Genomic DNA, 26698 nt, shown 5'->3' on the forward strand with positions numbered 1-26698 from the left:
TTCAGAACGCCACCGCGTTCTGCGACCCGCCGTCCTGCCACTTTTAATTCCCGGCGCGCTCGGCGAGCGCGCCCCACCCTTTCAAAGGTCAAACCGAGCTTGCTAATGGCATTTATCTTTCGTCGCGGGCTGCCGTGACAATGTCTGGTTTCGCCGGCGGCGTCATGCCTTCGCCGAGATAAAACCCGGGATGCGGCGGCTGGTTGTAGGCGGTGTTCTGCCACGCGATCGCCAGGCGATACTGGCGGTCGTGCATGAGCGTGCGGAGGCGGTGCTCCGTCGGGATCGTCGTCGTGTAAATGCGCAGTTCGCGGTTGTCCTTCGTGCGCCAGATCACTTCCTCGCGCCAGTCGCCAAAGATGTCGCCGCTCAGGCAGGGCGTGGCCTTGGTGCCGTTGTTGGTCACGCACTCGGGATCGGACAAAAGCATGTCGGAGGTTTGCGTTTTCCAATTCCATTTCGATATCCACGCGCGCCCGCGTCGCGAGTCGCCGTCGAGAAATTCACGCAGGAGATCGCCGTCCCACCAAATGAGGAAGTTTTTTTCACGCGGGGGCTTTTTTGAAATGACGTTGCCCTTGTTGTCGTAAAGCGCGCCGTAGCTGGCCCACATCTCGCAACCTTTTGTGCGCGGATCAATGTCGGCGGCGACACCGCGGCCGACGTCGGCTTTTTTGCCCCACTCGTCGCCCTTGGGGCCGACGCCGAAGAGCAGCGTGCCCGTGCGCGCGTCGCGGTATTCGATGCCCGCGTCGCCATACGAGCGCCGGCTTTCGTGAACCATGAACACCTGCTGCCCGCCGCGATCCGGGTCCATGACGCTCATGTGCAGCGCGTCGCCGTGGCCGAGCCCGGTCGAGTAGAGCCCCTTGCCGTCGTTGTTGATGGCGGCGGCGCCGTAGATGATTTCGTCGCAGCCGTCGCCATCGACATCGCCGACGGTCACGCTGTGCGCGCCCTGGCCGTTGTATTGTTTGTTGCCGGGCGTGCCGTCCTCGCTGTCAAAAACCCAGCGTTGCGAGAGCTTGCCGTCGCGCCAGTCCCACGCGGCGAGCACGGCGCGCGTGTAATAACCGCGGCACATGACGAGGCTCGGGCGGCTTCCGTCGAGATACGCCGTGGCGGCGAGGAAACGGTCGATGCGGTTTCCGTTGCCGTCGCCCCAGATTTCCCTCTGACGAGCGCCGTCCGGATTGTCGTCGCGGTTTTCGGGATCGCGTTGCGGGTGGTATCGCACGGTGGACATGGCCGCGCCGGTCCTGCCGTTGAAAATGGTGAGGTATTCGGGGCCGGAGAGTATGCGCCCGGTGTGGCGGCCTTCCGTGCCGCGATGGTCGGCGTTCGCGTCGCCGATGGCTTTTCCAACGCCGTCGATGGTGCCGGCGGCGGTCTTGCAGGCGACCTCGGCAAACCCGTCGCCGTCGAAATCATAAACCTGGAATTGTGTGTAATGCGCGCCGGCGCGGATGTTTTTTCCGAGGTCGATGCGCCAGAGAAAAGTGCCGTCGAGTTTGTAGGCGTCGATAAGCACATTGCCCGTGTGGCCGTCGTGGGCGTTGTCGTGCGCGTTGGTCGGATCCCATTTTAATATGATCTCATATTCACCGTCGCCGTCGAGGTCGCCGACCGAGCAGTCGTTGGCATTGTAGGTATAGGATTCTCCAGCGGGTGTGACGCCGCCCTCGGGGACGCGCAACGGGATGGAGATGTATTGGCGCACGGGCGCGTTTGGCCGGAGCGTGTTGAGCGAGGTTTTTTTCGCGGCGGCGGGGAAGCTTTGTTCGCCGGTGATGACGCGCACCGAGTAGGTGTTGGTTTTCGAGAAATCGGCGGATTTGTCGGTGAAGTGCGTGGCCTTGGCGAGGGGCGCCGTGTTGAGTTTCACGGGCGCTCCGCCGTCGGTGGAGCGGTAAATATCAAACGCCGTGTCGGACGCCTCCGTGCCGAGCAAGCGCCAGCTCACGAACGCGGACGACTTGGTCGCGCGCACCGCGACAACCCCGCGGTCAAGCGCCTCCATTTGCGACGGCGCGGCGGTGACGGCGACGGCTCCAAGCAAGAGGGAGGCGGCGAGGAGGCAGAGTGGGATCGGGTGGAATTTTTTCATGCGCATAAAGGAGCTTGAGGATTGATTGCATATCGCGCCATGCAGTTGGCGCATGATGGAAAGAATACCGAAGCGCGCATTCGCTGCGCCTCCCCAAAATTGGGGATTTTTCGCCCCGTCCATTGTCTTGCGGGCAGGATGCCCGCGCTCCCGGGCACAAGCGTGGTTCGCCCAACTATTTTAATATTTCGTAGAATTCAACCTCGCCGATGCTCAGGGTTTTGCCGCCGATTTTGTCGGCTCCGGTGGAGGCGTTTTCCTTTGCGGCGACTTCGCTCATGGTGAAGGCGTCGCGCGCCTCGGAGCTGCCCTGCAACTCAATGCGCACGACCTTGCCAGCGACGGCGGGCTTCACCGCGAGGGTCACATAACCGAGACTCTTCGGTGTCGCGTCGCGGTGGATCTCAACGCCGTCGAGCGTAATGCTCACCGGGTAACTGCGCTGGCGCCAGCCGGTGAGCCGCAATGTGATTTCGTCCAGCTTCGCGGGACGCTCAAGCGTGTATTCAATCCACGCGCCGGCGAGATCGTTCGCGCTCGTCCACGCCGTCGTCTCGTCATCGTCGTAACTCTTGGCGGCATCGGCGGCATTTGAGCCGGCGCGCACGGAAACCACCCCGACCGGTGTGCGCGAGATTTTATACGACGGGCCCGCGGGTGTCGGGCCGCGATCAGGGCGGGCGATTTCCGGCTCGGGTTGCAAGGCGGCGAGGCCGTTGTGCGACGGATACTCGACCGAGTGGAGCGTGAGCGCGGCGGGGCGCAACGAACCCGAACGGGCGCGAAGCGTGATCGCGCCGGGCTGGCGCGTGGTGCGAATCAGGACGCGATTCACCCCGCATTCGACCGGCAGCGTTTTCGAAAGAATGTAGTTGTCGGCGCGCCCGTGCCCGATGCCGCCGCGCCATTCGGCGGGACCGTCGAGTTCAAACTCGACCAAGTCGAGCGCGGTCGGGCAGCGGCGGCCATCGGCATCGACGACCTCGAACTCGACCAGCGCGAGGTCGTGCCCGTCCGCGTGGTAGTTTGCCTTGCCGATGTTTTTCAGGCGCAAGGCTGCCGGTTCGCCGGCTGTTTGGATGACGGCTTCGGTGACTTTTTTTCCGGCGGTGTCATAACCGGCCGCGCGGAGTTCGCCCGGCTGCCAGGCAATGTTTTCAAATGTATAAAGAAACCGGTGCGACTGCGCGCCGCGCCCGAGCGATTTTCCATTGAGAAACAACTCAACCGCGTCGGCGCTCGATACAACGCATATGTTTTTTACGGTGCCGGGCGCGTAGTTCCAGTGGCCGATGATGTGCGCGGCGGGGCGCTCGATATCGACCCACGCGTCCCACATGACCTTGTGCGCGTGGAAGCCGTCCTTGGGAATGCGCATGGCGTCAACCTCGCCGCTGCGACGGTAGTTTTCGGAGCCGCGATGATGCGTGTTGGAATCGGAAAATATAATATTGGTGCCGCCGCTGTTCACGCGACGCCCGGTGCCGGGACGCTCGCGCCAGTAATCATACCAGCGCACTATGTTCTCGATGGCATGGGAGTCCTGGTTGCGATTATAGACGGCGGCGGGCGCGTTTCTATATAACGGGCCGTCGCCGTCCTTGTGATAAGGCGGCGAGTAGTCATCCCAATATTTGCGCAAACCCTCGTCGCGCGAATACTCCATCTGCCAAAAGGGGATGCGCGCGCTTTTGTTTATATAAAGCATGTGGCCGCCGTATTCGGCGATTTTGCTGTTGAGCATGTCGCGGGAACCCGAGGCGCGCCCGCCGTGCGGATCGTATTTGTCGCGCAGGGCCCTCATTTCGATCATGTGCTCCTCCGAGACGCCGTTGTTGCCGGACTCGTAGAAGAGGATGCTCGGATTGTTGCGGTTGTAGATGATGGCGTCGCGCATGACCTCGACGCGCTGCTCCCAGCGGCGGCCGGTCACGTCGCGCTCGGAATCGCCGGCGGGCATCGCCTGGATGAGGCCGACGCGGTCGCACGATTCGACGTCCTGTTTCCAGGGTGTGATGTGCATCCAGCGCACAAGATTGCCGCCGCTTTCAACCATGAGCCCGTTGCTGAAATCGCTGAGCCACGCGGGCACGCTCGCGCCGATGGCGGGCCATTCGTTTGAGGTGCGCTGCGCGTAACCGTGCATTTGGATGACGCGGTCGTTGAGCGTGATCATGCCGTTGGCGTATTCGGTTTTGCGGAAACCGGTGCGCGTGGTGACGGTGTCCACGGGTTTGCCGGCAACCGAGATCGTGGTGCGCACATCATAGAGCGCGCCGTGCCCCCAGCTCCAAAAGTCGATGTTTTTGGCGCGCGCGCTTGTCTTCAAAACGGCGGTTTCACCGGGGGCGATATTGACGGGGGCCGCGGCGGAAACTTTCACGCCGAGCGCGGGGATTTCCATTGCATACAAGGCGGCCTGCGACTTGCCGGTTTCGTTGCGCACCTCGGATTCGGCGTGAATCGTGGCGGCGCGGTTTTTAATATCAAAATCAACGGCGTATATATAAACGCCGGTCGTCTTGAGGTTCGAATAAAGCGGGAGCGTTTGATAAAGTTTTTTCGTGATATGCAGGCGGACGTTTTTTGTGATGCCGCCGTAGTTGGCGTTGAAGTTTTTGTCGGCCCATTGGTAGCGCTGGTTGGTTTCCTTTTCGCGATAGTCCCAGGAGTTGTCAGTGCGCACGGCGATGACGTTTTCGCCGGCGACGAGCTGCCCGGTGATATCGAAGCCAAATGCCATGATGCCATTTTCGCCACGGCCAACGTGCTTGCCGTTCACATAAACCTCGGCCGCCTGCCGCACGCCCTCGAACTCGATGAAGATTTTTGTGTTATCGAGCTGCGCGGCGGTGAGAGTGAAATATTTCCGATACCAGGCGACGCCAGTCGAGTGATCCTTGATGTCCTTGCTGAAAGCGTCGTCCTCGTTCCACGCGCGCGGGAGCGTGACGAGTTTCCACGCGGAGTCGTCGAAGTCCCTGGCATCGGCGCGGACAGGGTCGCCGACGTGCAAGCGCCAGTCGAGATTGAGGTTGTGGGTTTCGCGTTGCGCAAGGGCGGCGGGCGCGAGAACGAGCGATGCGAGGACGGCGAGCAGAAAAACGTGAAGTTTGGGCTGATTCATTGAGCGTGGCTGACGGAAAATGGTTTATTTTGGAGACAGAGAACACGGATGCGGACTTCGCCGCATTTGTGTTTATTCGTGTGATCCGTGTTGGAGTGACGGATTGGGTTTAACTTCCCTCGGGTTTTTCGAGTGTGGCTGCGGACGGACTGGAAGGGATGGCGATTTTTTTCGGATCGTCGGGGTGCCCGGGGTTAAATCTGCCGGCGTCGGGAGCGAGGCGGACGGCGAGTTCGGGAAGCTGCACGCGAATGGCCTCGACTATGCATCGCGCGAGTTCGTAGGCGCCGTAGTTGCTGAAGTGCGAATTGTCGGCGAGGGCCTTGGGCTGGTTGGGATAGGTGTTGGCCGGGGCAAACACAAAGGCATCCTTTGATTTCTCGACGCCGAGCGCGGTGAAGAGGCGTCCGCTAATCGTGTGCAGGTCGATGAAGGGGACGTTTTTTTCCTCCGCGACTTTGCGGACGGCGGCGGGATAATCGCCGTGCGTGTTTTGGAGTTTGCCAGCCTTATCAAAACGGCGGCGATACATGGGGGAAATCAGCACGGGCCTGCCCTTTTTCGCGACGATGGCGTCGACATATTCGCGGAGGTTGCCGGCATAGGTTGTGAACGCGCCGCCGTTTTTCTCCTTCATGTCGTTATGCCCGAATTGTATGAAAACGTAATCGCCGGGCCGGAGCGTGTTGAGGATTTTTTCGAGCCGGTTCTGACGGTGGAAGGAACCGAGCGAGAGGCCGGACTGGGCGTAGTTGGCGACAACCGTGCCGGGCGCGAAGAAGCGCGGAAGCATCTGCCCCCACGAGGCCCAGGGTTCGTTTTGCTGGTCGGTGACGGTGGAATCGCCCGCGAGAAAAACATTCAGCGCGGTTTCGTTGCGCGCGATTTCAATCGCGGAGACCGCGGGACTCGGGCCGTTGAATTCGAGCGTGAGCTTGTTGTCCCAGTTTGCGGCGCCGATTTCATTGGGTTTGAGCGACACTTTTTTGCCCGAACCGGGGATATCCGGTGTGTGGACGCTGACCGTGAAGGTGCGCGCGGTTGTTTCGCCTTTCGCCGTCTTGACCGACTCAAGCATGAGGCGGCGGTTCTCCGCCTTCACGGTGGTGTCGGACGCGGCGCCCGGGCTGCCGAGGTGGACGGTGACATCGTAAACGCCCTCGGGCAGGTCGATGGAGACGAACGGCGAGGAACTTGTTATCGAGCCGGGGGCGATGTCGATGCGTTGCGGCGCGGCGGTGAGGGCCGTGACTGACAGAATGGTGGTGACGAGGATGCGTTTTATCATTGGTTGAAAAATTCGAGCTATCTTGCGCGTCGGGTTGCGGTATTAATTTTTAACTTTCGCCTACGCCTTTATTCCAGCGGCCCCGGCGATGGTTTGGTTTTTCGGAAAACGCTTGGCGGCCTGTTGCAGGAATCCGAGCGTGCCGGGTTCGGGGCGGGCCTCGCTTTTCAGGAGAATCTCGGCGAGCGTGTCGCAAACATCCTCCGTGGCCAGGCCGCCCGTGAGCGCGCCGCCGAGGGTGTCGATCAATGCCGATGTTTCCTCCGCGTTCAGTTTCGCGCCGGCGGGTTTGGCCGCGAGCGCGTCCTTGAGCTGGAGGCGCGCGGCGGCGATGTGAGCTTGCGCGGGCGGCTTGGGCAGCGCCATCAGAGTCTTGAGGATTTTGCGAGCGCGCGCCTCGGAGCCGGCCTGCTGCTCGAGCGTCGCGAGCAGCGCAAGCATGGCGGGATCGCGCTCGCCGCGCCAGTAGGCGGTGCGCAATTCCTCAAGCGCCTTTCCCGGGTTCGCCTGCGAAACATGCATCTCGCCCTTGATGCGCGCGACCTCGGATTGCGTGGCCGCGCGATAAGTCGGCGCGGGCAGCGGCGGAGGCGAATCGAACTTAAAATCCGTGCTCTTATAGTAGGCGATGTCGCGCGCATAAGCGGCCAGGTGATTTTCAATGGTTTTCATGGATTTCCCAAAAACCTCCCTGAACATCGCATCGGTCGGCGCCACGCCACTCGCCAGCCTGTTCACAAACTGCATGAAACGCGCGGAGTATTTATTATTGTCCCCGTAAAGTCCGTAATGGACAAAGAGGGACGCGGCCCGCGCCTCCTCCTCCGTGAACGCCCCCTCCTTTTTGAGAAGCTCGGAGAGTTTTGGCATGGTGCGGCCGGCCAGTTCCTCGCGAACCCGCGCGAACTGGATGAGCCTGTCGGAAACCTGCGTGCTGCCGAGAAGATTGCTGAAGCCGCGCGTGAACCACGCGGGCAATTTTTGCGGCTGCGCATCGAGGGCAAAGCGGCCCAGTTCGTAACTGACCGTGGAGGCCAGGCGCTCCACGGAGGGACGTTGCAAACCGGAACGCGGTTCGTCGGCGCGAACGAGCACCGCAAGCGGGCCGCCGTTCACCGCCAGCTCAACATAACCATCGGGAAGCGGCCTCACGATGGATTCATCGCGCACAAACCCCGGCACATTGCGACTGGTGAGGTTCAAGTGGTCCTGCGTTGTGGTTTCAGTTTCATCGCCGGTCAAAATATTGCCGTCATTCATGTCGTCCATCTGGGTGAGCCCGTATTCGGAGGCAAAGCGTTGCGCGCCCATGTAGGCGAAATTGACGGAGCTGCTGAAATTGCTCGGCGCGGGCTCGATGTTGACCGCCACAATCGGGTCGCCCTCCCAGGTGTCGCTCGTTTTCACGAACTGCCGTGGCGCGGAGTGTTGCTGATTGATGTCAACGACAACATAAACGGGCGTCCTCGGCAAATTCCGCACAAGCGCGGGCCAGAGGCGGGTGGAGGCCAGCTGGCGCAACTGCAGTTCGTGCACGAGCACCCTTGTCTGGCTGGAATTGAGGTTGGAAAGCAACTCGTAACCGGGCGCGATAACGGTGCGCCCGCCGCGCTCAAGGGCAAGCGCGGGCACGCGAACATAGGTCCAGCGCTCGGGCTCCGGCAGGACGCGGTCGCCCTTGACGACGTAGGGTTCCATTTCGACAACGGGTCCGGGGGGCGCGCCGCTGGCGCCAATGAATAATGGAAAATGGAAAATGTATAATGAGAGAAGCGCGAGGAGGCGGGTTTTCATGTTGTGCGTGTGGGCATGGGCAGGCGGCGGGTTGGATGAGGCTACTTAAATCGCAAGGGAGCAAACGCGCGCTACGCGATTCGGAAGGGCCTCGAATCGCGTAGCCGGGAGCGGGTGTCAAACTGGCGGCGTTTTCAGAAGGTGTAGGTGATGCCGCCGCGCACACCAACGCTTTCCTTGGCGGCGCCGCGATACTCGGACTGGTAGCGCAGTTCGGCGCGGAGCTTGCGAGTCACATTCCAATCGAGGCCGATGTCCATGCGCCAGCCGTTGCTGCCGATGTCGGGACCGCGGACCGACATGCGCTCGCCGAACAGGTCGGAGGCGATCCAGCGCTCGTCATCGTCGAATTCGTGCAGGTAGGAATAGTGCAAATAGGGACGCAGAACACCGTGCTTGAGCGGGAAGCTGCGAGCCACGCGAACGCCCAGTTTGCCCTGAAGCGACATCTTTTCCTGGTCATAAACGCGGAGACTGGCCGCGCCGGCGTTGCGTTCCTCGAAGCCGTCCACCTTCCAATTCATCACTTGAAGGCCCGCAACGGGAACGACCTCGAACCAGGGAAGATTCACCGTGTAGGCGGCGGAAATTGCGGCGCCGAGGCGCGAGCCGTCGGTGTCGGATTTCGCCCATGTGCCAAGACCGGTCAGGGCCACGGAGCGTTCGGATTCATAATCGTCGACGCCATAAAAACCGGTGAAATTGAATTGAAGCTTGCCGGTGTTGTAACGGGCGCTGAGGCCGAAGGTATAGCTGTTCAGGTCGGTATAGCCGCCGGCAGTGTCGAGATCGAAGTCGGTGAACTCATAACTGAAGAAACCGCCGACAACGAAGTTTTCGCTGATTGCGTAGCTGGTGCCGACAACGGTGCCCACGATGCCGTAGTTGGAATAGTCGGCATCACCCTCATTGCCCTTGGATGCCTCCTGGCGGAATCCGTCGAGAAACGCCTGCCACGAACCTTTCTGCCGTTTGAAGGCGGCATCCTGATACATGCGGTCCTCCACGCTTTGCACGAGCGAGTTGGTGCGGACGACCGCCGCGGGAAACCACGACTGATAGACGCTGGGCGTGAGCTGGTCGAGCACCTGGCAGTATTGGATGATGGAGGGCTGGCGGTTCAGCGATTCGAAGAGCGGCTCGTAGGCGGCCTGGCTCGCCACGGGGGTGTTGTAATAAATATCGTCAACCTTCCGGGCGGCGGCCAGGTATTTGTCGCCAAGGTCGCCGGAGGCGAGTTGGGGAACCCCGGAGAACGGCGTTTGCTCCACGGTGACGAGGAGCGTGCGGCGCACCTCCATGTCCTGCAGGTAGGTGTAGTTGTATTCGGACTCGCTCTTCCACTCCCAAGTGGTCTTGAGCGTCATGCTGGCGGGAAGCGTGGTGTTTTCAAAATCGCCCAGGATCATGACGTCGGTGCCACTGCTGGCGACATCCAGATTTACGGTCATCAGTTCGTAGGTGACGGGCGTGCGCACGATGCGGGGAAACGTGTCGGCCATGTTGATGATGAGGTTTGCATACCTGGGATTGCTCGAGGTGGAGTCCACGGTCGTGGAACTGCGAATGGTCATGGTGCCCGTGAGGGTAACGTCGAGGCGGTCGTGCACGGTCTCCGTGACAAGATCAAAACCGAGGCTGCCGTTGAGCTCGAAATTGGTGGCGTTGATGGTGAGCGGCGTGTCGGGGGAATTGCCGATGGTGGAGCCGAGGTAACCGGGCGTGAGCATGCCGCCCTCATCGACGGTGATAAAGCCGTTGATTATGCCGCTGCCGCCGATAACCGAGCCGGCCATGGCTTGAATGCCGCCGTTGTGAACGCCCTCCACGAGATACTGGGCGCCGGAGCGGATGCGAAAACGCGCGCGCCCGTCGCCCTCGTAGTTCACCTGGCCCGTCATGCGTGTGATGTAGCCATACACATCGCAAATGGCATTGGCGGAATTGGAGTTGGCGGGCTCCTGATAGAACAACCCGCCCATGATACTGACCTGGCCTGTTGTGAGCTTGTCATTCAGCGTCACATTGCGTCCGCCCACGTAGATTGTCGTGTTGGGGCCGGCCTCAAGAATGCCGCCGATGCGCACGCCGTCGGTGCGGGCCGACGTGTAGGTGACGACGCCGGGCCTGTTCTCGACATACCCCTCGTAAACAAAGGGGATTTCGCCCGCCATGGAGATGTCAATGCGGGCGTTGTCAGTAAGCGTGAAGATGCCCGTGCCAAGACCGCTGTTGGCGACGCGGGAGCCGGCGTAGGAATCCGCTGCCGTGATGACGGTGTTTCTTCCGAGCTTGTAATAGGCGGCCAGCCGGGTCGAGTCATCCCCGGTCGATTCGGGATAGGTGAGATCAAGTGAGCGCCCCAACTCCGGAGTGCTTCCAATCAAGCCATTAAATGTGAACCCCTTGCCGACTGGATTGATATAAAGGACGCCGTCGCCCTCGCTCGAAAACTCGATCGTGTAGCTTTTGTTGGCGCCAGTCTGGATGCTATAAAACTGAATGGTTCTATCCTCGTCCCCCGTGTGGGTGGCGACGATGTCCTTGTTCGCGATGGCGGTGTCGCCGGGAAGGCGAATGGCGGCCACGGGGCTGTCGGGCACAGAGCCGGTGCTCCAGTTGGCGGCATTGAAGAAGTTATTGTCAACAGCGCCGGTCCAGTCGCTAAACTGGGTCGGCACAGGCGTGGTCTGGGCGGCGAGGTGAGCACAGGCAAGACCGAGGGCCAGGGCGAGGGATGTGGTGCGGAGTGTTTTCATATATTTAAAGTGGCGTTGGCTGATTGTGTTTTTTCGGGTCTATTATACATTTTTCATTATGCATTAGCCCGAGGGGCGTCAGAAGTTGGCCCTCACACCGAGATTAATAACCATGCCGGAGGTGAAGTAGCCGGCGGTGCGGTCAAAGATTTTGCGGTCATCGCCCTCGTCGGTCATGTTGCGCCAGTCGAATGTGGCGTTCCATCGGCTGTTGATCTTGTAGGTGAGGTTGAGGTCGAGGCGCACGACAGAGGCCTGGTTCGTAATTTCGACGATGTCGGCGTTGACCGCCTTCGCGAAATCATCAACCCAGTAGGCTGCGACGCGCCCGTTGAATTTCCGGCCCGTGTAGCTGAGCTGGATGGTGCCGCTGCGTTTTTGGATGCCGGACATGGGCAGCGTGACCCACACCATTTCACTGGCGTTGTATTCGGCCACGGTTTGCGCGGTCACCGTGGAAGGCGCGCGCATGGTGTGACGATAGGCCTTGATCGTGGGGTCGGCGTATGAAAAGGCGCCGTAGAAGAAGAAATTTCTCAGGCTCTTGTGAATGATGTCGAGCCGCTGGCGATAGGAGATTTCGAAGCCCTCGTTTTTGCCCTCGCCGCTGTTGTAATAATTGATCGAGGTCCAGATGCCGGTGCGCATGAGGACGGGGAAGTAGCGGAGATCGTCATTATAAAACACGTCGATTTCGTTCGCCAGTTCGGGCAAGTCGGTGACCTCAAAATACGAGGTCTCCTGGTGGATGTAATCCTTGATGTCCTGGCGGAAAAGCGAAAAGCGGATTTCGCCGTCGCGCGATGTCATATAGTCAATGGACACGTCGTATTTCACCGAGCGCTGGGGTTTGAGCGCGGGGTTGCCCGTGGTCATTCTCCTGCTGCTTTGGTTGTAATCACTTTCGGCGAGCACCTGGCTGAGCTTGGGACGCCCGATGTTTTGGGTGCGGGCGCCGCGAACCGTGAGATTGCGTATCGGCGTCGTCCACCGGAACTGAATATTGGGAAACAATTCGCCGTCGCCGGTGTGGGTGAATGATTTTTTCGAGAAGAGCGCCTTGGTCTGGTCAACAACGTCGTGCATGCCGTAATACGGATTGGGCACCTGGTCGAAATGGAGGAACTCGTTGGTGATCGGATCGCGCACGGCGACGGTGTTGAACTCGCGATTGGGGTTGCGCTGGCTGTTGGCGTTGGTCGTGCTGTAGATATTGTAGTCGGAAACAGTGACCGCGGTGCCATCCACATTGGTATAGCTGCGCATGCCCAGGAACTCCGGCGTTTTGCCGGTCGACCTCAACCGTTCATAACGGAGACCCGCGATCACGGTGAAGGTGGGAGTCACGCGGGCGGTCAGCTGAACATAACCGGCGGTGGTGGCCTCCTTGGTTTCCTTCTCGGAAATCATTTCCTGATACGTCTGCTCATGTCCGCGATCATCGTGGGTTTCCCGCGAATAAAAGGCGTCGGGATTGGCGTTATAAAAATCATAGACTTGGTAGGGGCTGACCCAGGTGGGAATGGGCACGCCAAATCCCCAGTTGTTTTTGAAATAGGGATCGGCGAACTGGCCGAGGGCGGGTTGCGAGGTCGTCCAGCTTGATTCCGAGCTGCCGCCCGTCATCTGGCGACGCCTCCAATATTTATTGGTGTGGCGCGATTGCTCGGCGTAGAGGCCGCCAAATTTAACCTCGACGGGGACCCGGTATTCGGTGAGGGGCACGCGGAGCTCGAGGGGGATGGTTATGTCCATCTTGGCGCCGAGCTTTTCGTCCGTGCCGTAGTTAAAGTTCTGGTCGAGCGTGAGGCGGTCGTAGTTGTCCAGGTTCTGATAGCTGCGCGGGTCGCTGGAGGTGATAACGCCCTGTCCGTCGTGATTGGTCTGGACAAGCCTGCCGGTGGCATTGCCGGCAAGATCGAAAATGTTCATCCCGAGCCCGCGCACACCGTAGGAAACCGAATAGTTGTCATCGGGACTGGGATCGGCCTCGGCCTTGCTGTAATAGGCATTGTAATCAACGGACACCCTGCCGAATTTATGCTTGGCGCCCGCGTTGAACATATAGGTGCGATTGTCGCTGGCATTGACGCTGTTGCTTATATCAACCGAGACGCCGTTGGGCGAAATCATATTGTAGAGGTCGGAGCCGTTGGCGTGCGAACCGGCGTTGACTCGCATATTGCGGTCATAGGCGCCCAATCCGCGGCTGTCATTATACGATGTCTTTAAATAGAACGAGTGATTGGAGCCCCAAGGCTCATAGTCGAGATTGAGCGAAATCACGCGATCCTCCGTGCTGCCGCTTCGTTCCCTCCAACGCAACGACCGCACATAACCGGTCGTGTCTTTCGTGAGCACGTTATTGGAATTGGCCAGCGAAAAGGAGTCGTAGGAGTAGCCGTTTGGCAATGTATACTCGTTGCTATATCGATATTTGCGCGTAAAGCCCACATCAAACGCGATGGCAAAGCGCTGGTTGAAATTCTCGCTCCAGGAAAAGTTGAAACCAGGCTGGAGTTTGCGGTCGGGAGTGCGACCGCCACCGGGAGTCTTGTCGAAGTTGAGCTCGGCGGTATTGAGGCTCATATTGGCCGTGAACATCATGCGGCGGCCCTTTTGCCGGAGCGCGCTCTTGGTCACGATGTTGATCTGGCCGCCCATGGTGCTGGCCGGCTGGTCGGCGGTGGGCGCGGCGTTGATCTCGATTTTCTCAATGTTTTGAAGGGCGGCAGTCTTCAGGTTGAAGGCGCGGCTCGTGTTGCCGTCGGAGTCATACGACATGGAGGCGGTCTCATTGCCGTCGAGGGTGATGCTGGCAAAGTCGGGGTCCATGCCGCGAATGCGCATCGTGGAGGCGTCCTCGCCATCGTAGTCGATGGTGATGCCGGGAAGGTTTTTCATGAGTTCGCCGATGTTGTTATCAACAACATTGCCGAACGAATCGGCCGCGAAAACGGCCTTCTGGGTGACCGCGACACGCTGTTCCTGAAGCGCCCGGGACGAGCCCTCGCGATCACCGGCGACCACAAATTTTTCAAGATGGTAAATCTGCGAGGTCATGTCGAAGTCGGCGCGAGCTTGCGCGCTCGAAACAACGGTCACCTCCCTGGCCATGTCGTCGAGGCCCACATAGCTGGCGGAAATGCGCACGGTGCCGGCCGGCACATTGTCGAGACGGTAGGCGCCGGACGCATCAGTGACGGTCTGGATGTTTGTGCCCTCAACAGTCACGACGGCGTCGGAAAGATACTGGCCGGTGGCCTTGTTGAGGACGCGCCCGGTCACGACCCCGCCGCCCTCGCTCCGCGCGGCCTGGGCGGAGAGATCGGTGGATGCGGTGAAAACCGCGACACCAAGCATGAGGGCAAACAAAGCCGGTCCGCGACGGCGGAAGCGATACATGAAGGCGCCGATTGCGAGCGCCGCCAGATACCAGGCGCTGGGCGCTCCGCCGCCACCACCACCGCCGCCGGTGTCGCCGCCGGAATTGCCATTATCAATGCCCCCGACATCATCCGGATTATTCGGATTGGCGTCGGAGATGGTGAGCCAGGCGTTCGCGGTGCGGAAGCCGAGCGGATTGGTGACAACAACACGATAGCTGGCCACATCGGAAAGCTGGGCGTTGTTAATCGTGAGCGAGGGTCCGGTCGCGCCGGCAATGAGCAATTGATCCCTATACCATTGGTAGGTGGGAAGCGGCCCGCCGGAGGCAACAACGGAGAAGGTGACGTCGGTGCCGGCGGCCACACGCTGATCGGCCGGCGGCGTGACGATGGCGGGGCCGATCTGCAAGGCCCGAATGGTATGGTTGCCCGAGTCGAACACATAGATTTCCCCGTCGGAATCAACGGCAAGGCCGCTCGGAGCGTTGAGGAGCGAATTGACAGCGTTGCCATCCATGCTGCCGGAAATCCCCGGTGAACCGGCAAACGTGATGACAACGCCCGCGCGCACGTCGACGGAACGTATGGTGTTGTTGCCGGTATCGGCCACATACAGGACGCCGGCCGAATCAACGGCCAGGCCTTCCGGTGTATTGAAGCGGGCATCGGCCCCGACACCGTCCGCGCTGCCGTTGACGCCGGCGGAGCCAACGAGCGTGCCCACGACACCGGAGCCTAGCGCGATGTCCCGGATGGTGCTATTGCCGGTGTCGGCCACGAAAAGGCGGAGACCATCGGCGCTGAGCGCAACACCCATGGGCATGTCGAAGGCGGCGGCGGCTCCCGCGCCATCCGTGGCGCCGGATGCGCCGGTGCCGGCAACGGTGCTCATCGCCCCGGTCGAAATCTCGATTTTGCGGATCATGTTGTTGCCGGTGTCGGCCACGTAGAGATTGCCGGACGCATCGAGGACAAGCCCGTGCGGGGAGTTGAGCGCGGGCGCGCCGGTAAGGGCGAGCGTGGTGACATTGCCGGTGGCCGTATCGATTTTCTTGATCGTGTTCGACGCGGAATCGGCCACGTAGAGAGCCGTGCCCGCGGCATCAAGCACGATGGACGAGGGCTGGTTAAGCCCCGTGGCCAGAGTCGAGACGGTGCCATCCGCCGAGATTTTGCGAATGCTGTTGTTGTCGGTGTCGGCGATGTAAAGATTGCCGTCCTTGTCGCCGACGCCCGCGCCGGGCGAGTTGAACCGCGCCGAGGCCAGGTCGCCGTCGGTGGAGCCGGGCGTGCCCGCCTCGCCAGTGATGGTGGAGATCAGCGAGGCGCCATTGATTGTGAAGCGCGCGGCCCTGGCGCCGGCTCCCGTGATATTGGTGGCAACAAACGCAACCGTATACTCCCCGGCCACGAGCGGCGTGCCCGTGATCACTCCGTCCGCGCGGCTCACGTTAAGGCCTTGGGGAATGTTGGTGACGCCGTAGCCGGGCTTGTAGGCTGGATACATGTTCGACGCACTGAGCACATAGGTGAAAGGCACGCCGACCACGCCGAAAAACTCCGTGCCAGTGGTGACAACCGGCTCGGGCGGGTTGATCGTGAAGAACACCTGCGAGCCCCATGTGCCGGTTTCATTGTCGGCGAAAAGGGTGCCGGTGACCATGAGCGGCGCCGTCCCCGTCGTGGCGACATTCGGGCAGGTGCCGCTGACAAGGCCCGTGGTGTCGTCAATCGAAAGGTAATATATCCGGCTTCCTGTAATCGTCAGGGAATCCGTGGTTTCGTAAAAGGCCGACATGCGATAGCCGGTGGGCTCGTTCTGCGCCTCGATTTGATAGGTGAACAACCTGTCCTGTATGGCGATCGCGGTGCTCTCCGAAATGATGACCGGGGGCGGCAGCGCGACGTTCAGCTGCAAGGTTTTTGTGTCCGTGCCGGCGAGGTTGGACGCGGTAATGACAACTTCATACATGCCCAGTATCTCGGGAATGCCCGTGATCAAGCCATTGGCGTCAATCTCAACACCATTGGGCAGGCCCGTGGCCGAGAAGGCGGTTGGAAAATTGGATGCCGTTATCTGGTAGCTCATGTTGCGGCTTCTGATCACCGCCACGCTCAGGGGGCTGCTGATAACCGGGGCGTCCAATACGTAATCGGCTGGATAAATCCGCACAACCAGCTCCTCCGTGGTCGTGCCGCTGGAATTGGTGGCGTGAACCAGAACCACTTCGTAGGAACCGGGCAGCAGGTTGCCATTCTCGTCCCTGGCGCCATCGTAGTATCCCGCCGTGGTTGGCGTGCCGCTGATGATGCCGGTCGCTGAATCGAAAACAAGACCCTCGGGAAGGTTTTCCACGGTCAAGATCGTGGGCGAGGAATCATCGCTTGTGGCGACGATAGCGTGGGAAAACGGCTGGCCGACGATGCCCGCGGCGCGGTTTCCGCTGGTGATCGTTGACAAGGGGATCGCCCCGCCGGTGATGGTGACTTGAATGCGATTGTTTCCGACATACTCAAGCCGGGCGTTAATGAGAGGATCGGCGGCATACGACCAGTTGAGCACGGGCTGGCTGGCAAAGTCGTTTTCGGAGAAAAGAATCGTGTAGGTGCCGTTTGCAATGCGATTGGTGCCGGTGACGACGGGTTTGATTTCGACCGAGCTGCCCTCGAATCTTACCAAGCCGCTGACCGACATTCCGGAAAGCTCGCCCGTCTCCGGGTCGGCATCGATGAGGAGCGCCGCCCCGCCTTGGAAGGTGACATTGGGTGTAACCACGCCCGAACCGCCAAACGCAGCCCCCTCATTGACAGTGACCAGATTGGCGGCGTCGCCATTGGTGATGCGGCCTGTCTTTGCGAGGAACAGCGAACCCGCGGAGACTGTCGTTCCGAAAAGGTAATTATGCGACCCCGAAAGCGTGAGCATGCCAGTGCCCTCCTTGATGAGCGCGGCCTTGTTATAGAGGGTGGCGGCGCCGACCGTCCAGTCGCCGATGGAGCCGGCGAAATGGGTGTCGATATTTTTGCGACCGATGCGATAAGTGCTGTTGGGTTTGCCGGTGGGGCCGTTGCGTCCGGCGTTCAGCACGCCATCGGGGCTGCTTCCCGCAAGCGCGCCGATGTAGATGGTGTTGCCGCCGGAGTTTGTGGTGGGGCGCATCTGCGCCTCGTCCTCAATCACAATGGTCATATTGGCCATGTTGCCCGTAAAATCCCAACTGTTGGTGCTGGGCAGCTCCGAGACGCCGGAACCGCTGAGCAGCAGCGCGCCAGTGAAGTTGTTTCCGATAAACGCATAGCGCGCGCTTTGGTCGTGATTCCTGACCTCCAAGGTGCCGGAACCCTCCAGAATACTGTTAAGCGCAAAGGCGTAATGCATGTCCAGGAGGGCGTGCCCCTCGCGCACAACAATGCTGGAGGCGAGTCCGAGCCTGGCTTTGCTCGCGGGCGGATCATAGCGAAGCGAACCGCCCTCAAAGTAGATCGGCCCCGCATTGCCGGCGGGAGTGGCCGTGCTGCCGTGGGCGGCTTGCAGCGCAAAAACGGCAGTGTCCTGAACACGAGTGATACCGCCCCAAGTGCGGTCGTTGGTGACGTCGAAGGTGACGGTGCCGGTGCCCTTGATGAGCATTTCCTTCGTTCCGCTGACATTGAGGGCCGCGGAATTGGAAATCGCTATCGTAAGGGGACGCCCGGAAACATCGATGGTGATGGAGTTGGGTGCGAATGTGCTGCTGGCAAAAATGATGTTATCGGTGGTGGATGAATCGTCGATGAACACATCGGCTCCATCGGAGTAGGTTTTTGGCGAGCCACCCTGAACCCAGTTCTGGGTGGTTGTGTCCCATGTCGCCTCGATGAGACCGCTTGTGCCGGTCACCTGATCGGCCGTGCCCGTCCAGAGCAGCACGCCGGACGGCGCGGGACCGTAGGTGACGATCTTAAGGGTGACGGCGGGGCCGACTCCGGAGGCGTTTCTGGCGGAGAGATCAATGCTAAGGGTGCCGGCGGCGGAGGGCGTGCCGGTGAGCCGCCCGGTTGCCTGGTCAAAGGAAAAACCGGCGGGCAGGGGCGCGGCGTAGAATTCGGTGGGATTGCGGGTGGCAATAGTCTGGTAGTCAACGGACTCGCCGAGGGGCAAAACGATGGTCTGGTCGCTGACAACGCGCGGTTCGTAGATGTCGATGAGGATGTCGAGCGTCTTCGTGTCGCTGCCGACCGAGTTCTTGGCCGTGATGGTGGCCGTGGTTATAATAACCGCCGTGCCGGTGCCGGTGATTTCACCGGTGCCCGGGTTGAGCGCAAAGTCCTCGGGCAGGCCGCTCTGCTCAAATGAGGTGGGATCGTTGTCAGCGGTGATGAAATAGCTGAAGGGCTCGTTGATCATGGCCTCCGCGTAAGTCGGGCTGGTGATGATTGGTATGGCCCATGCGGTGAGGCTGAGCGTGGCGTTGCCGACGCCGGCTGCGTTGGTGGCGCTGAGCACAATATCCGTCGCGCCCTTGTTGAGAATCGTGCCGCTGATAAGACCCGTGGCCGCGTCGAGCGAAAGACCGGCGGGCAGCGGAGTCGCATCGTAGCCGAGGATCGCGCCGTAGCCAAGGATCGGGTCCTTGGTCGCCGTGATTTGGTATTCAAAGGACGCATCCACGGTGCCCGTCACCGAAAGCGTGCTGGTAATCACGGGGATGACCGTCGCGGGCGGAATGGGCGCCATGGTGATGACGAGCGTCTTGGTGTCGGTGCCTCCGCGGTTCGTGGCGGTGATGGTGACGGTTGTCGGACCCTCGACCTCGGTGATGCCGCTTATGACGCCGGTTGCCGTGTCGATCTCAAGGCCCTCGGGCAGGCCGGTGGCGCCAAAGCTGCGGGGATAATTATCCGCGGTGATTGTGTAGGTGAAGGGGAAGGCCGCCGTGCCGCTTGCCGTGAGCGGGCTGTTGATATCGGGCGTGATCGGCGGCGGCGCCACGACAGTCGCAACGATGGATTTATTGTCCGCCGACTTGGCAAACGTGGCGGTGACGGGCATCATCACTGAAGAGTAATTCCATGTGTAGGACGGATTGCCCGAGATCACGCCCGTGGTCTTGAGCACGGTGAAAGTGCCCGATTCCATCGCGGCATTTTCGGGAATGACGGGCGTCACGACGAGTGTGCCACCAAGGTTCACATCGCCGGTGACTGAAAGCCCCTTGAGCGCTCCGGTGAGGACGTCCACATCCACGAGCAGCCCGGCGTCGGTGGAGAAGTTGAGACTGCGCGCGATCGTTCCCGAACCGCCGATGCCCGTCGAGGCGGGTATGGTCATGAGCGCCCCGCTTCCGACCACCTGCCCTGTTATGTGAATGCTGCCCTCGGACAACGTCATCGCGCCGGTAAAGGAATTGGTGGTCGAACTGAGCGTGAGCATGCCGCCGCCGGTCTTGGTGAAACCGCCCGCGCCGGAGATCATGCCGTCGATGTTGATGTTGTGCGCGGCACCATATTCATCGGCCGCGTCGATAACAATCGAGTTTGAGGCGGGCAGGGTCATGGGGACGGCAACGTCCCAATTCCAGTCGGCATCGGCACCGAGGCGACCGCTGGTGAGCGTGATGTTTGCAAGAAAGGCGGGAGCGCCGGATTTGACGATGCCTCCCGGGCCGACAAACATGGTGCCGCCAGTCAGGGAAAGCGATCCCGAGCCGAGAGTGACCGTGTCATTGAGGCCGCAGGTGATTTTCTCAACCGTGCTGATGCCGCCGGAGATTGTGACAAGTGCAATGTTGTTAACGCCAGCCCTCGCGCTGAGAACCATGCCATAGTCGGCGTTTGTGACAGTGAGGCGCCCGCCCGTCACACGCAACGCGCCGCCGCGGCCGCCCGAGGCTTGGTTGCCGACAATCATGGTGCCGGTGACAAGCACATCACCGCCCTCGACCGACATGTGCGCCCAGGAATTTCCGGAGGCGATGGTGAGGTTCCCGATTGTCGAAGTGCCGCCAGTAATAATCAACCCGGAGGCAAAATTGGTGGCGTTGTTCACATCACGCTGCAATGCGACACTGTCAGCGAAAAACGCCCCGCCGGTGATGCGCATGATTGTTCCATCAGCACTGTTGGAGCGAAAAGCGGAAAACCGGGCGGTCCCCGAGTGGAGGGCAAAAAAACCGGAGCCCGCGTTGCCTCCGCCCATGGTGCTTACATTGCTGGCGTGAGAAATTAAAAGGTGGCCGCCATCAATAACCAACCCGGTTTTGGCGGAAAGGTTGATGACATTGCCACCCGTTAAACTGCCGCCCGTGGCGATCAGAAGTGTTCCGGATGCGACGGAATAACCGCCGGAGATTTCCGCCGGGCCGGCCAGCGTGAGAACGCCCGTGCCCGCCTTGGTCAAGCCGGTCGCGCCGACAAGAGGCGCCCTCACCGTGGCGGGCGCGGATGCGGTTGTGATAGTGGGAGTGGACGAGTCGAGCGTGAGTGTGCCCGTGCCGCCAAGCAGCCATGCGCCTTCAGTGTCGGTGTTGGCATCGCCGAAGACTATCGACCCCACGGATTGGGCTCCGTCCAGATTGACCGCGACCGTGCCGGAGATGTCCAGCGTGTCGAATTTCGCGACCGCGCCCGAACCGCCCGCGGCGGCACCGCCCTCCCAGTTTGCCGTGTCGCTCCAGTTGCCCCCGGCGGTTTGCGTCCAAGTTCCGTCGGCGGCGTTCGCCGCAACAAATGCCAGCGGTGCCAATATCAAACCCGCCATGCGGACAAGCTGGCGGAAACGAATGATTTGATGTGTTTTATTCATAGGAAATTTACTTTGGTGAGGGTTTTTGCAACAGGCGTGCGAGGTTGGACGGTCAGGAACTGGAAGCGTGCGCCGAAACGGCGACCGGACACAAAACGCGAGGAACTGGGCTAATTGCGCGGGGGCATGAGGGTTTAACGGAAGGGGGAAAAGGCAGACAAAGTTTAATGGACGGAATTAAGAGGGCTGAGGCTGAATTTCGTTTTTATCAAAATACCAACATACCCATTGCCCATTGCTCCCTAATTTTAGGGATGTCGGGTTGACAGTAAGAACATCCCCGCGCCCAAAGGATCGAGTGGACAGGCCAAAACAAAAGGGCTTTTTCGAATGCGAAGACGCACATGCGCTCGGGGGTGAGTCACGAAGGGAACGGGGAAAAAAGATGTTTATATAATACCAGACGAGGTCAGCCTGTTTGCTTCCCCTTTTTTAGGCTTTTCTCCGCATTTTATTTTTTTCGTGTGCCAACCAAACCGCAAATCCCGCCGCGTCACAAAACGGATCAAGCTGCCCGCAGACGGCGGAACGTGGCGAGGAGCGCGAGCGCGGCGAGATAGAGGAGGCCCGGCGCGCCGCCGCCGCCCCCTCCCCCACCCTTGTCGGTGTCGTCACCGGTCGGAGGCGGGGCGGTCGTGCCGCTGTTGGTGCCGCTCGTCGAGGCCGTGACCGTCAGCGTGGCGGTGTTGCTGGTGAGTGTGCCGATTTCGTTGGTAATAATCACCGAATACTTGCCTTCGTCCGCCGTTTGCGCGGCGGCCATCGTGTGGGTGTAGGCGGTCGCGCTGGCGATGATCGCGCCGTCCTTATACCATTGGTAGTCCGGATTCGGCGCGCCGATGGCGAGCACGGTGAAGGTCGCCGCAGAGCCTTCCTCGACCGAGATGTCCTCGGGGTGTTTCAACAGGCGCGGGCTGTCGAGATAGAGGCGGATGGCGTGGTTGCCGGTGTCGGCCACGTAGATTTCCCCCGTGGCGGAGTCGATGGCGAGGTCCGCGGGTTGCCTGAGCCGGGCGGCGGAGCCAAAGCCGTCGTCCGTGCCGGGGGTTCCGGCGAGGCCGGCGCTTGTGGTGACGATGCCGGAAAGGATGTCGAGGCGGCGGATGGCGTGGTTGCCGGTGTCGGCGATGTAGAGGTTGCCGATGGCGTCGGCGACGAGTCCTTTCGGCTTGTTGAAGCGGGCGTCGGGCGCGAGGCCGTTGGCGGTGCCGCTCGCGCCGGGCTGGCCGGCGATGGTGGTGATGTCGCCTGTGGTCGTGTCGATTTTGCGGATGGCGCTGTTGAGCGTGTCGGCGACGTAGAGCTGGCCGGCGGCGTCGAGGGCGAGGCCGGCGGGCGAATTGAGGCGCGCGGTCTCGGAGTCGCCGTCCGCCGTGCCGGATGTGTCGAGCTCGCCGGCGAGCACGGTCGCGGTGTCCGATCCGGCGGCGAGTTTGTAGACGACGTGGCGCGCGGCGCTCGCGATGTAGAGGTTTCCGGCTGCGTCGCGGGCGAGGCCGGCGGGTTGTGTGATTCCGGTGGCGAGCGTGGTGAGTTGCGAGGTGGCGGGGTCGAACGCGAGGATGGCGTTGGTGTCGGCCACGATGAGCGAGGCGCCGGCGGAGACAATGGCGGCGGGACGCGAGAGCGCGGCGGTGTGCTTGGTGACGTTGCCGAGCGAATCGACGGAGCGGATGGCGTTGTTGAGCGTGTCGGCGACGTAGAGTTTTCCGTCGGTGTGCGCGGTGATGGAACCGGGGGTGTTGAAACGGGCGTAGATGGCCTGGCCGTCCGAGTCGCCGGGGTTGGGCGCGCCGCCCGCGAGGGCGACGAGCGCGGTCTGGCCGCCGATGGTGAATGTGATTTGTTGCGTGACGGGGCCGCCGGCGTTGGTGGCGGTGATCGTGACGGTGAAGGTGCCGGTGACGGTCGGCGCGCCGCTGATGACGCCGGTCAACGGATCGAAGTCGAGGCCGTCGGGCAATGCGGTGGCGGAAAAGGTCACGGGCGAATCGCTGGTGATCGCGATGGCGTATTCGAAGGTTTCGCCCGTCACGCCGTTGATGGCGAAGGTGTCGCCGGCATCAAAGACGGGCAGCGCGGGCGCGACGACGGACAAGGCGAGCGTGGCCGTGCCCGTTTCGCCGGCGGCGTTGGTTGCGGAGAGCGTGATGTCGAAGTTGCCGCTCACGGTGGGCGTGCCGCTGATGACGCCGGTCGCGGTGTCGATGGAGAGGCCGGCGGGCAGGCTTGCGGCCGCGTAGCCGACCGGGGTGTTGAGCGCGGTGATGGTGTAGGTGAAGGCGACGCCTTGCGCGGCCGAGGCGGTGAGCGCGCTGGTGATGACGGGCACGGTGTTTTCATGCGCGCCGATGTCGGGCGCGAGACCTGAATACGGGAGGCCGACATCGACGCCGGCGTCGATCAGGGCGCTGCCGAGCTTGGGTTTCAGGAAGGTGATGTCCGGCAGGTCGCCGCCGGCCTTGCGGGGGAGCGTCATGAGTTGCGTGAAATCGACGCTCTCAAATTCGGTGTCGGCGAGTTGCGCGGGTTCGGCGGCGGTCGGGATGACGTTGTGATCCATCGTGTTTCCGGTGTCGGCGAGGTTGCTGAGTATTCTGTTCAGCGGGTTTCCGTGGCTGAGGTTGTTGCGGATGACGTGTCCCGTGCCGGGGACATCAACGCCCGGGAGGGACGAATCGCTGTTGGGTTGGTAGCAGAGGAAGTTGTAGTCGGAGCCGTTTTGATACGCGCTGTTGTTATACCAGTCACCGCCGCCGGGGTGATGGTTGGCGTAGAAGCCGCGTTTGTTTTTAACGGCGATGCTGTTGCGCACGGTGTTGCGCGGGATGGGATCGGGCACGACGGAATCGCTGATGCCGTAGCCGCCGGCCTTGAAGCCGGTGCCGTCGCCGCGGGAGACGCCGTCCTTGCTGTATCCGTTGTAAAGGGCCCAGCAGTTTTCGAAGAGGACGGCTTGGTTTTGGTTAATGCAGTCGAAGCCGTCGTCGCTGTTATACCAGGCGCGGCAGCCGCGGAAGATATTGCCCTCGCCGTTTCCATGGCAGCCGAAACCGTCCACGTTTCCACCCGCGCCGCCTTCGGAAACGTCGTCCCAGTTGTTGTAGGCGTCGCAGTTGAGCACGAGGTTGCGCGCGGCGCTGCCGGACATGTAAACGCCGATGGCCTTGCCGTCGTGCATGGAGAGGTGTTCGAGGATGTTGTCGTTGCCGGTGACCTCGAAGCAGATGGATTGGGTGTGCGTGGTGATGTTCACTTGCACGCCGATGACTTCGAGGCCGCGAATGTGTATCCAGGAGCCCTTGAGGCTGAAGACGTGGATGCGGTAGCCGGCGGGGTTGACCGCGCTCATGTCGAAGACGGGCTTTTCATCCTGATACGCGGCGTAGGTGATCGGGCTGCCGCTCGACCCGCTTTTGGTGAGGTTGGTGACGTAGGCGAAAACGCCGCTGTATGCCGCGATCTGCGAGTCCCGCATGGCGTAGGTGCCGCCGCGAATGTAAACGGTTTCGCCGGGCGAGACGGCTTCCTGCGCGCGCTGGATGGTGGCGAAGGGGCGCGAGAGCGTGCCGGTGGCGCTGTCGTCGCCGTCGGGCGCGACATACCAGTCGAACGGCCCCGTGGCGCCCTCGACGGAAATGGTGAGAGTGGCCGTGGTGACGCCGTTGCCATTGATCGCGACAATGGTCAGGGCAATGGGGTTTGTGGTTTTGATGTCGCCAGTGATTTCGCCAGTGGCGGTGTTGATCGACCAGCCTTCTGGAAGATTTGCCGCGGCGAAGGAAGTGGGCGAATTGTCGGCGGTGATTGTGTAACTGAAGGCGTCGCGATAATTGCCCGTGACAACGAGCTCACTGGTGATGACCGGGCGCGGGCCGCCGGAATCAACGGATACGACGGCCTGGATTTTGTTCGCATCGACAATGGTGATGCTGGCGACAAATCCCGGCGCGGCGGATTCATCCCAAATAAACAACGGCGAGCCGGTGATGCCGCCGCCGGCCTGAAGAATTGTGTAGGTGCCGGGAACCAGCGTGACACCCTCGGGGACGACAGGCGTGACCTTGAGGATGGAGCCGAGCGCGACGGCGCCGCCGACATTGAAAGTGGCGAGCGCGCCCGCATCGGTGGCATCGGCGAGAAGCGTGGAACCGTCCGCAAAAGTTGCCGCGCCCGTGCTCGTGCCGGAGCCGCCAAACGCGCCAGCGCCCGCGACCGTGACCGCGCTCGCGCCGGAAAGATGCCCGGTGAGGTGAAGCGCGCCCGCGCTGACCGTGGTCGCGCCCGTGTAGGTGCTCGCGCCGCTGAGCGTGAACATGCCGGTGCCGACCTTGGTGAGGGCGGCGATTTGCGCGGCCGTTTTGTTCTCGATGGTTCCGCTGAAAACGGTGTCGAGATTTCGCGCGCCGATGGCAAAAACCGTCGTGCCGTTGGCGGGGCGGGCGACGAGTCTTTCGGTGCCAATGACGTTGCCCAGCGCGCCAAAGCTAATCGTGCCGGTCGATGCACCGCTACCATGCGGCTCGATGTAGACATTGTTGAGTATTACATTTGCGCCGGCCAGCTCGGCGCCGGTGGAGGCCGCGTAACCATTGGTGCCGTTGAGATGGCGAAACTGCCTGACCGTGGCCGAAGTGGTGTTGAGGCGCAGCTCGCCGGAAAAGTTGGCGAACGATTCGCCATAAATATCGAGCGTGTTTCCGGCTGTAATCGTGAACGTGCCCGAACCGGTCACGGCTCCGCCGATGCGCGTGGCGCGGCCGGTCCGCATCTCACCCGTTTGCCCCTCGGGGATGAGGATCGCGTGGTCGAGAACGATGGAGGTCGAGGCGTCCATCGTGAGCGTTCCGCCCGCCAAAACAACCGGACCGAAAAACGATGTGGTGTAGTTGACCCCGGGATAAAAAATTTGCAGCGTCCCCGCCTCCACCGTGCTCGTGCCGGTGAACGCCGTGTTCGTGGCGGTGAACGCCAGCGTGCCGGCGCCCTTCTTGAGCAGCGGCATGCTGCCGGAAAGCCCGCCGCCGGCGGAGGGCGCGAAGGTCAGCGCGCGCGTCGTGTCCACGGTGATCGATCCGGGCGAAACCGCGCCGGGGATTGCGATCGTCGCGGTGCTCGACGTGTCGTCGAAGACGACCGCGTCGCCATTGAGGAATGTCGCGGGCGCGCCGTTGTCGGTCCAGTTTTGCGATGTCGAGTTCCAGTTGCCGTCGGTCGCGCCGGTCCAGGTCAGCGTCGCGTTTTGAGCGAAGACGCTTCCCTGCAAAAGCAGCGCGGAGGAGGCTGCGAGCAGGAATGTTTTTGCGATGAGGAAAACCTGCCTGAAAACAGGCGCGGCGGGGATGGTTGTTTTAATACGCATGGTTTTTTGAAAAATTCGGAGGCGCGAATCGGGGCGGGGACGTGTTGCGAAACGGGGTCGAGAGTTGATCTTGTCCGCACAAAATACC

The 26698-nt window shown here is 61.3% G+C and carries 7 protein-coding genes; all 7 read right to left on the bottom strand.

Annotated features, from left to right (window positions below; translation table 11 throughout):
- Positions 1-112: 112 nt before the first annotated feature.
- Positions 113-2020 (bottom strand): rhamnogalacturonan lyase, encoded by a 1908-nt coding sequence (locus M2447_RS08340; RefSeq protein WP_343215387.1) that lies wholly within the window; start codon positions 2018-2020, stop codon positions 113-115.
- A 262-nt stretch (positions 2021-2282) separates the two neighbouring features.
- Positions 2283-5234: a DUF4982 domain-containing protein gene (locus M2447_RS08345; protein ID WP_277558209.1), complete on the bottom strand. Its 2952-nt coding sequence runs from the start codon at positions 5232-5234 to the stop codon at positions 2283-2285.
- Positions 5235-5343: 109 nt separating this feature from the next.
- Complete coding sequence (locus M2447_RS08350; RefSeq protein ID WP_277558211.1) at positions 5344-6522, bottom strand: rhamnogalacturonan acetylesterase; 1179 nt, start codon at positions 6520-6522, stop codon at positions 5344-5346.
- Between the two features lie 60 nt (positions 6523-6582).
- A complete protein-coding gene (locus tag M2447_RS08355; RefSeq protein ID WP_277558212.1) occupies positions 6583-8316 on the bottom strand; it encodes a hypothetical protein in 1734 nt (577 codons plus the stop codon).
- Between the two features lie 134 nt (positions 8317-8450).
- A complete protein-coding gene (locus M2447_RS08360; protein ID WP_277558213.1) occupies positions 8451-11075 on the bottom strand; it encodes an autotransporter outer membrane beta-barrel domain-containing protein in 2625 nt (874 codons plus the stop codon).
- 78 nt (positions 11076-11153) lie between these two features.
- Positions 11154-21248: a TonB-dependent receptor gene (locus M2447_RS08365; RefSeq protein WP_277558214.1), complete on the bottom strand. Its 10095-nt coding sequence runs from the start codon at positions 21246-21248 to the stop codon at positions 11154-11156.
- A gap of 505 nt (positions 21249-21753) precedes the next feature.
- Entirely contained in the window at positions 21754-26610 is a 4857-nt protein-coding gene (locus tag M2447_RS08370; protein WP_277558216.1) for a putative Ig domain-containing protein, read from the bottom strand.
- Positions 26611-26698: the final 88 nt, after the last annotated feature.

The sequence above is a fragment of the Ereboglobus sp. PH5-10 genome, from assembly GCF_029504735.1.
Taxonomy (GTDB): domain Bacteria; phylum Verrucomicrobiota; class Verrucomicrobiia; order Opitutales; family Opitutaceae; genus Ereboglobus.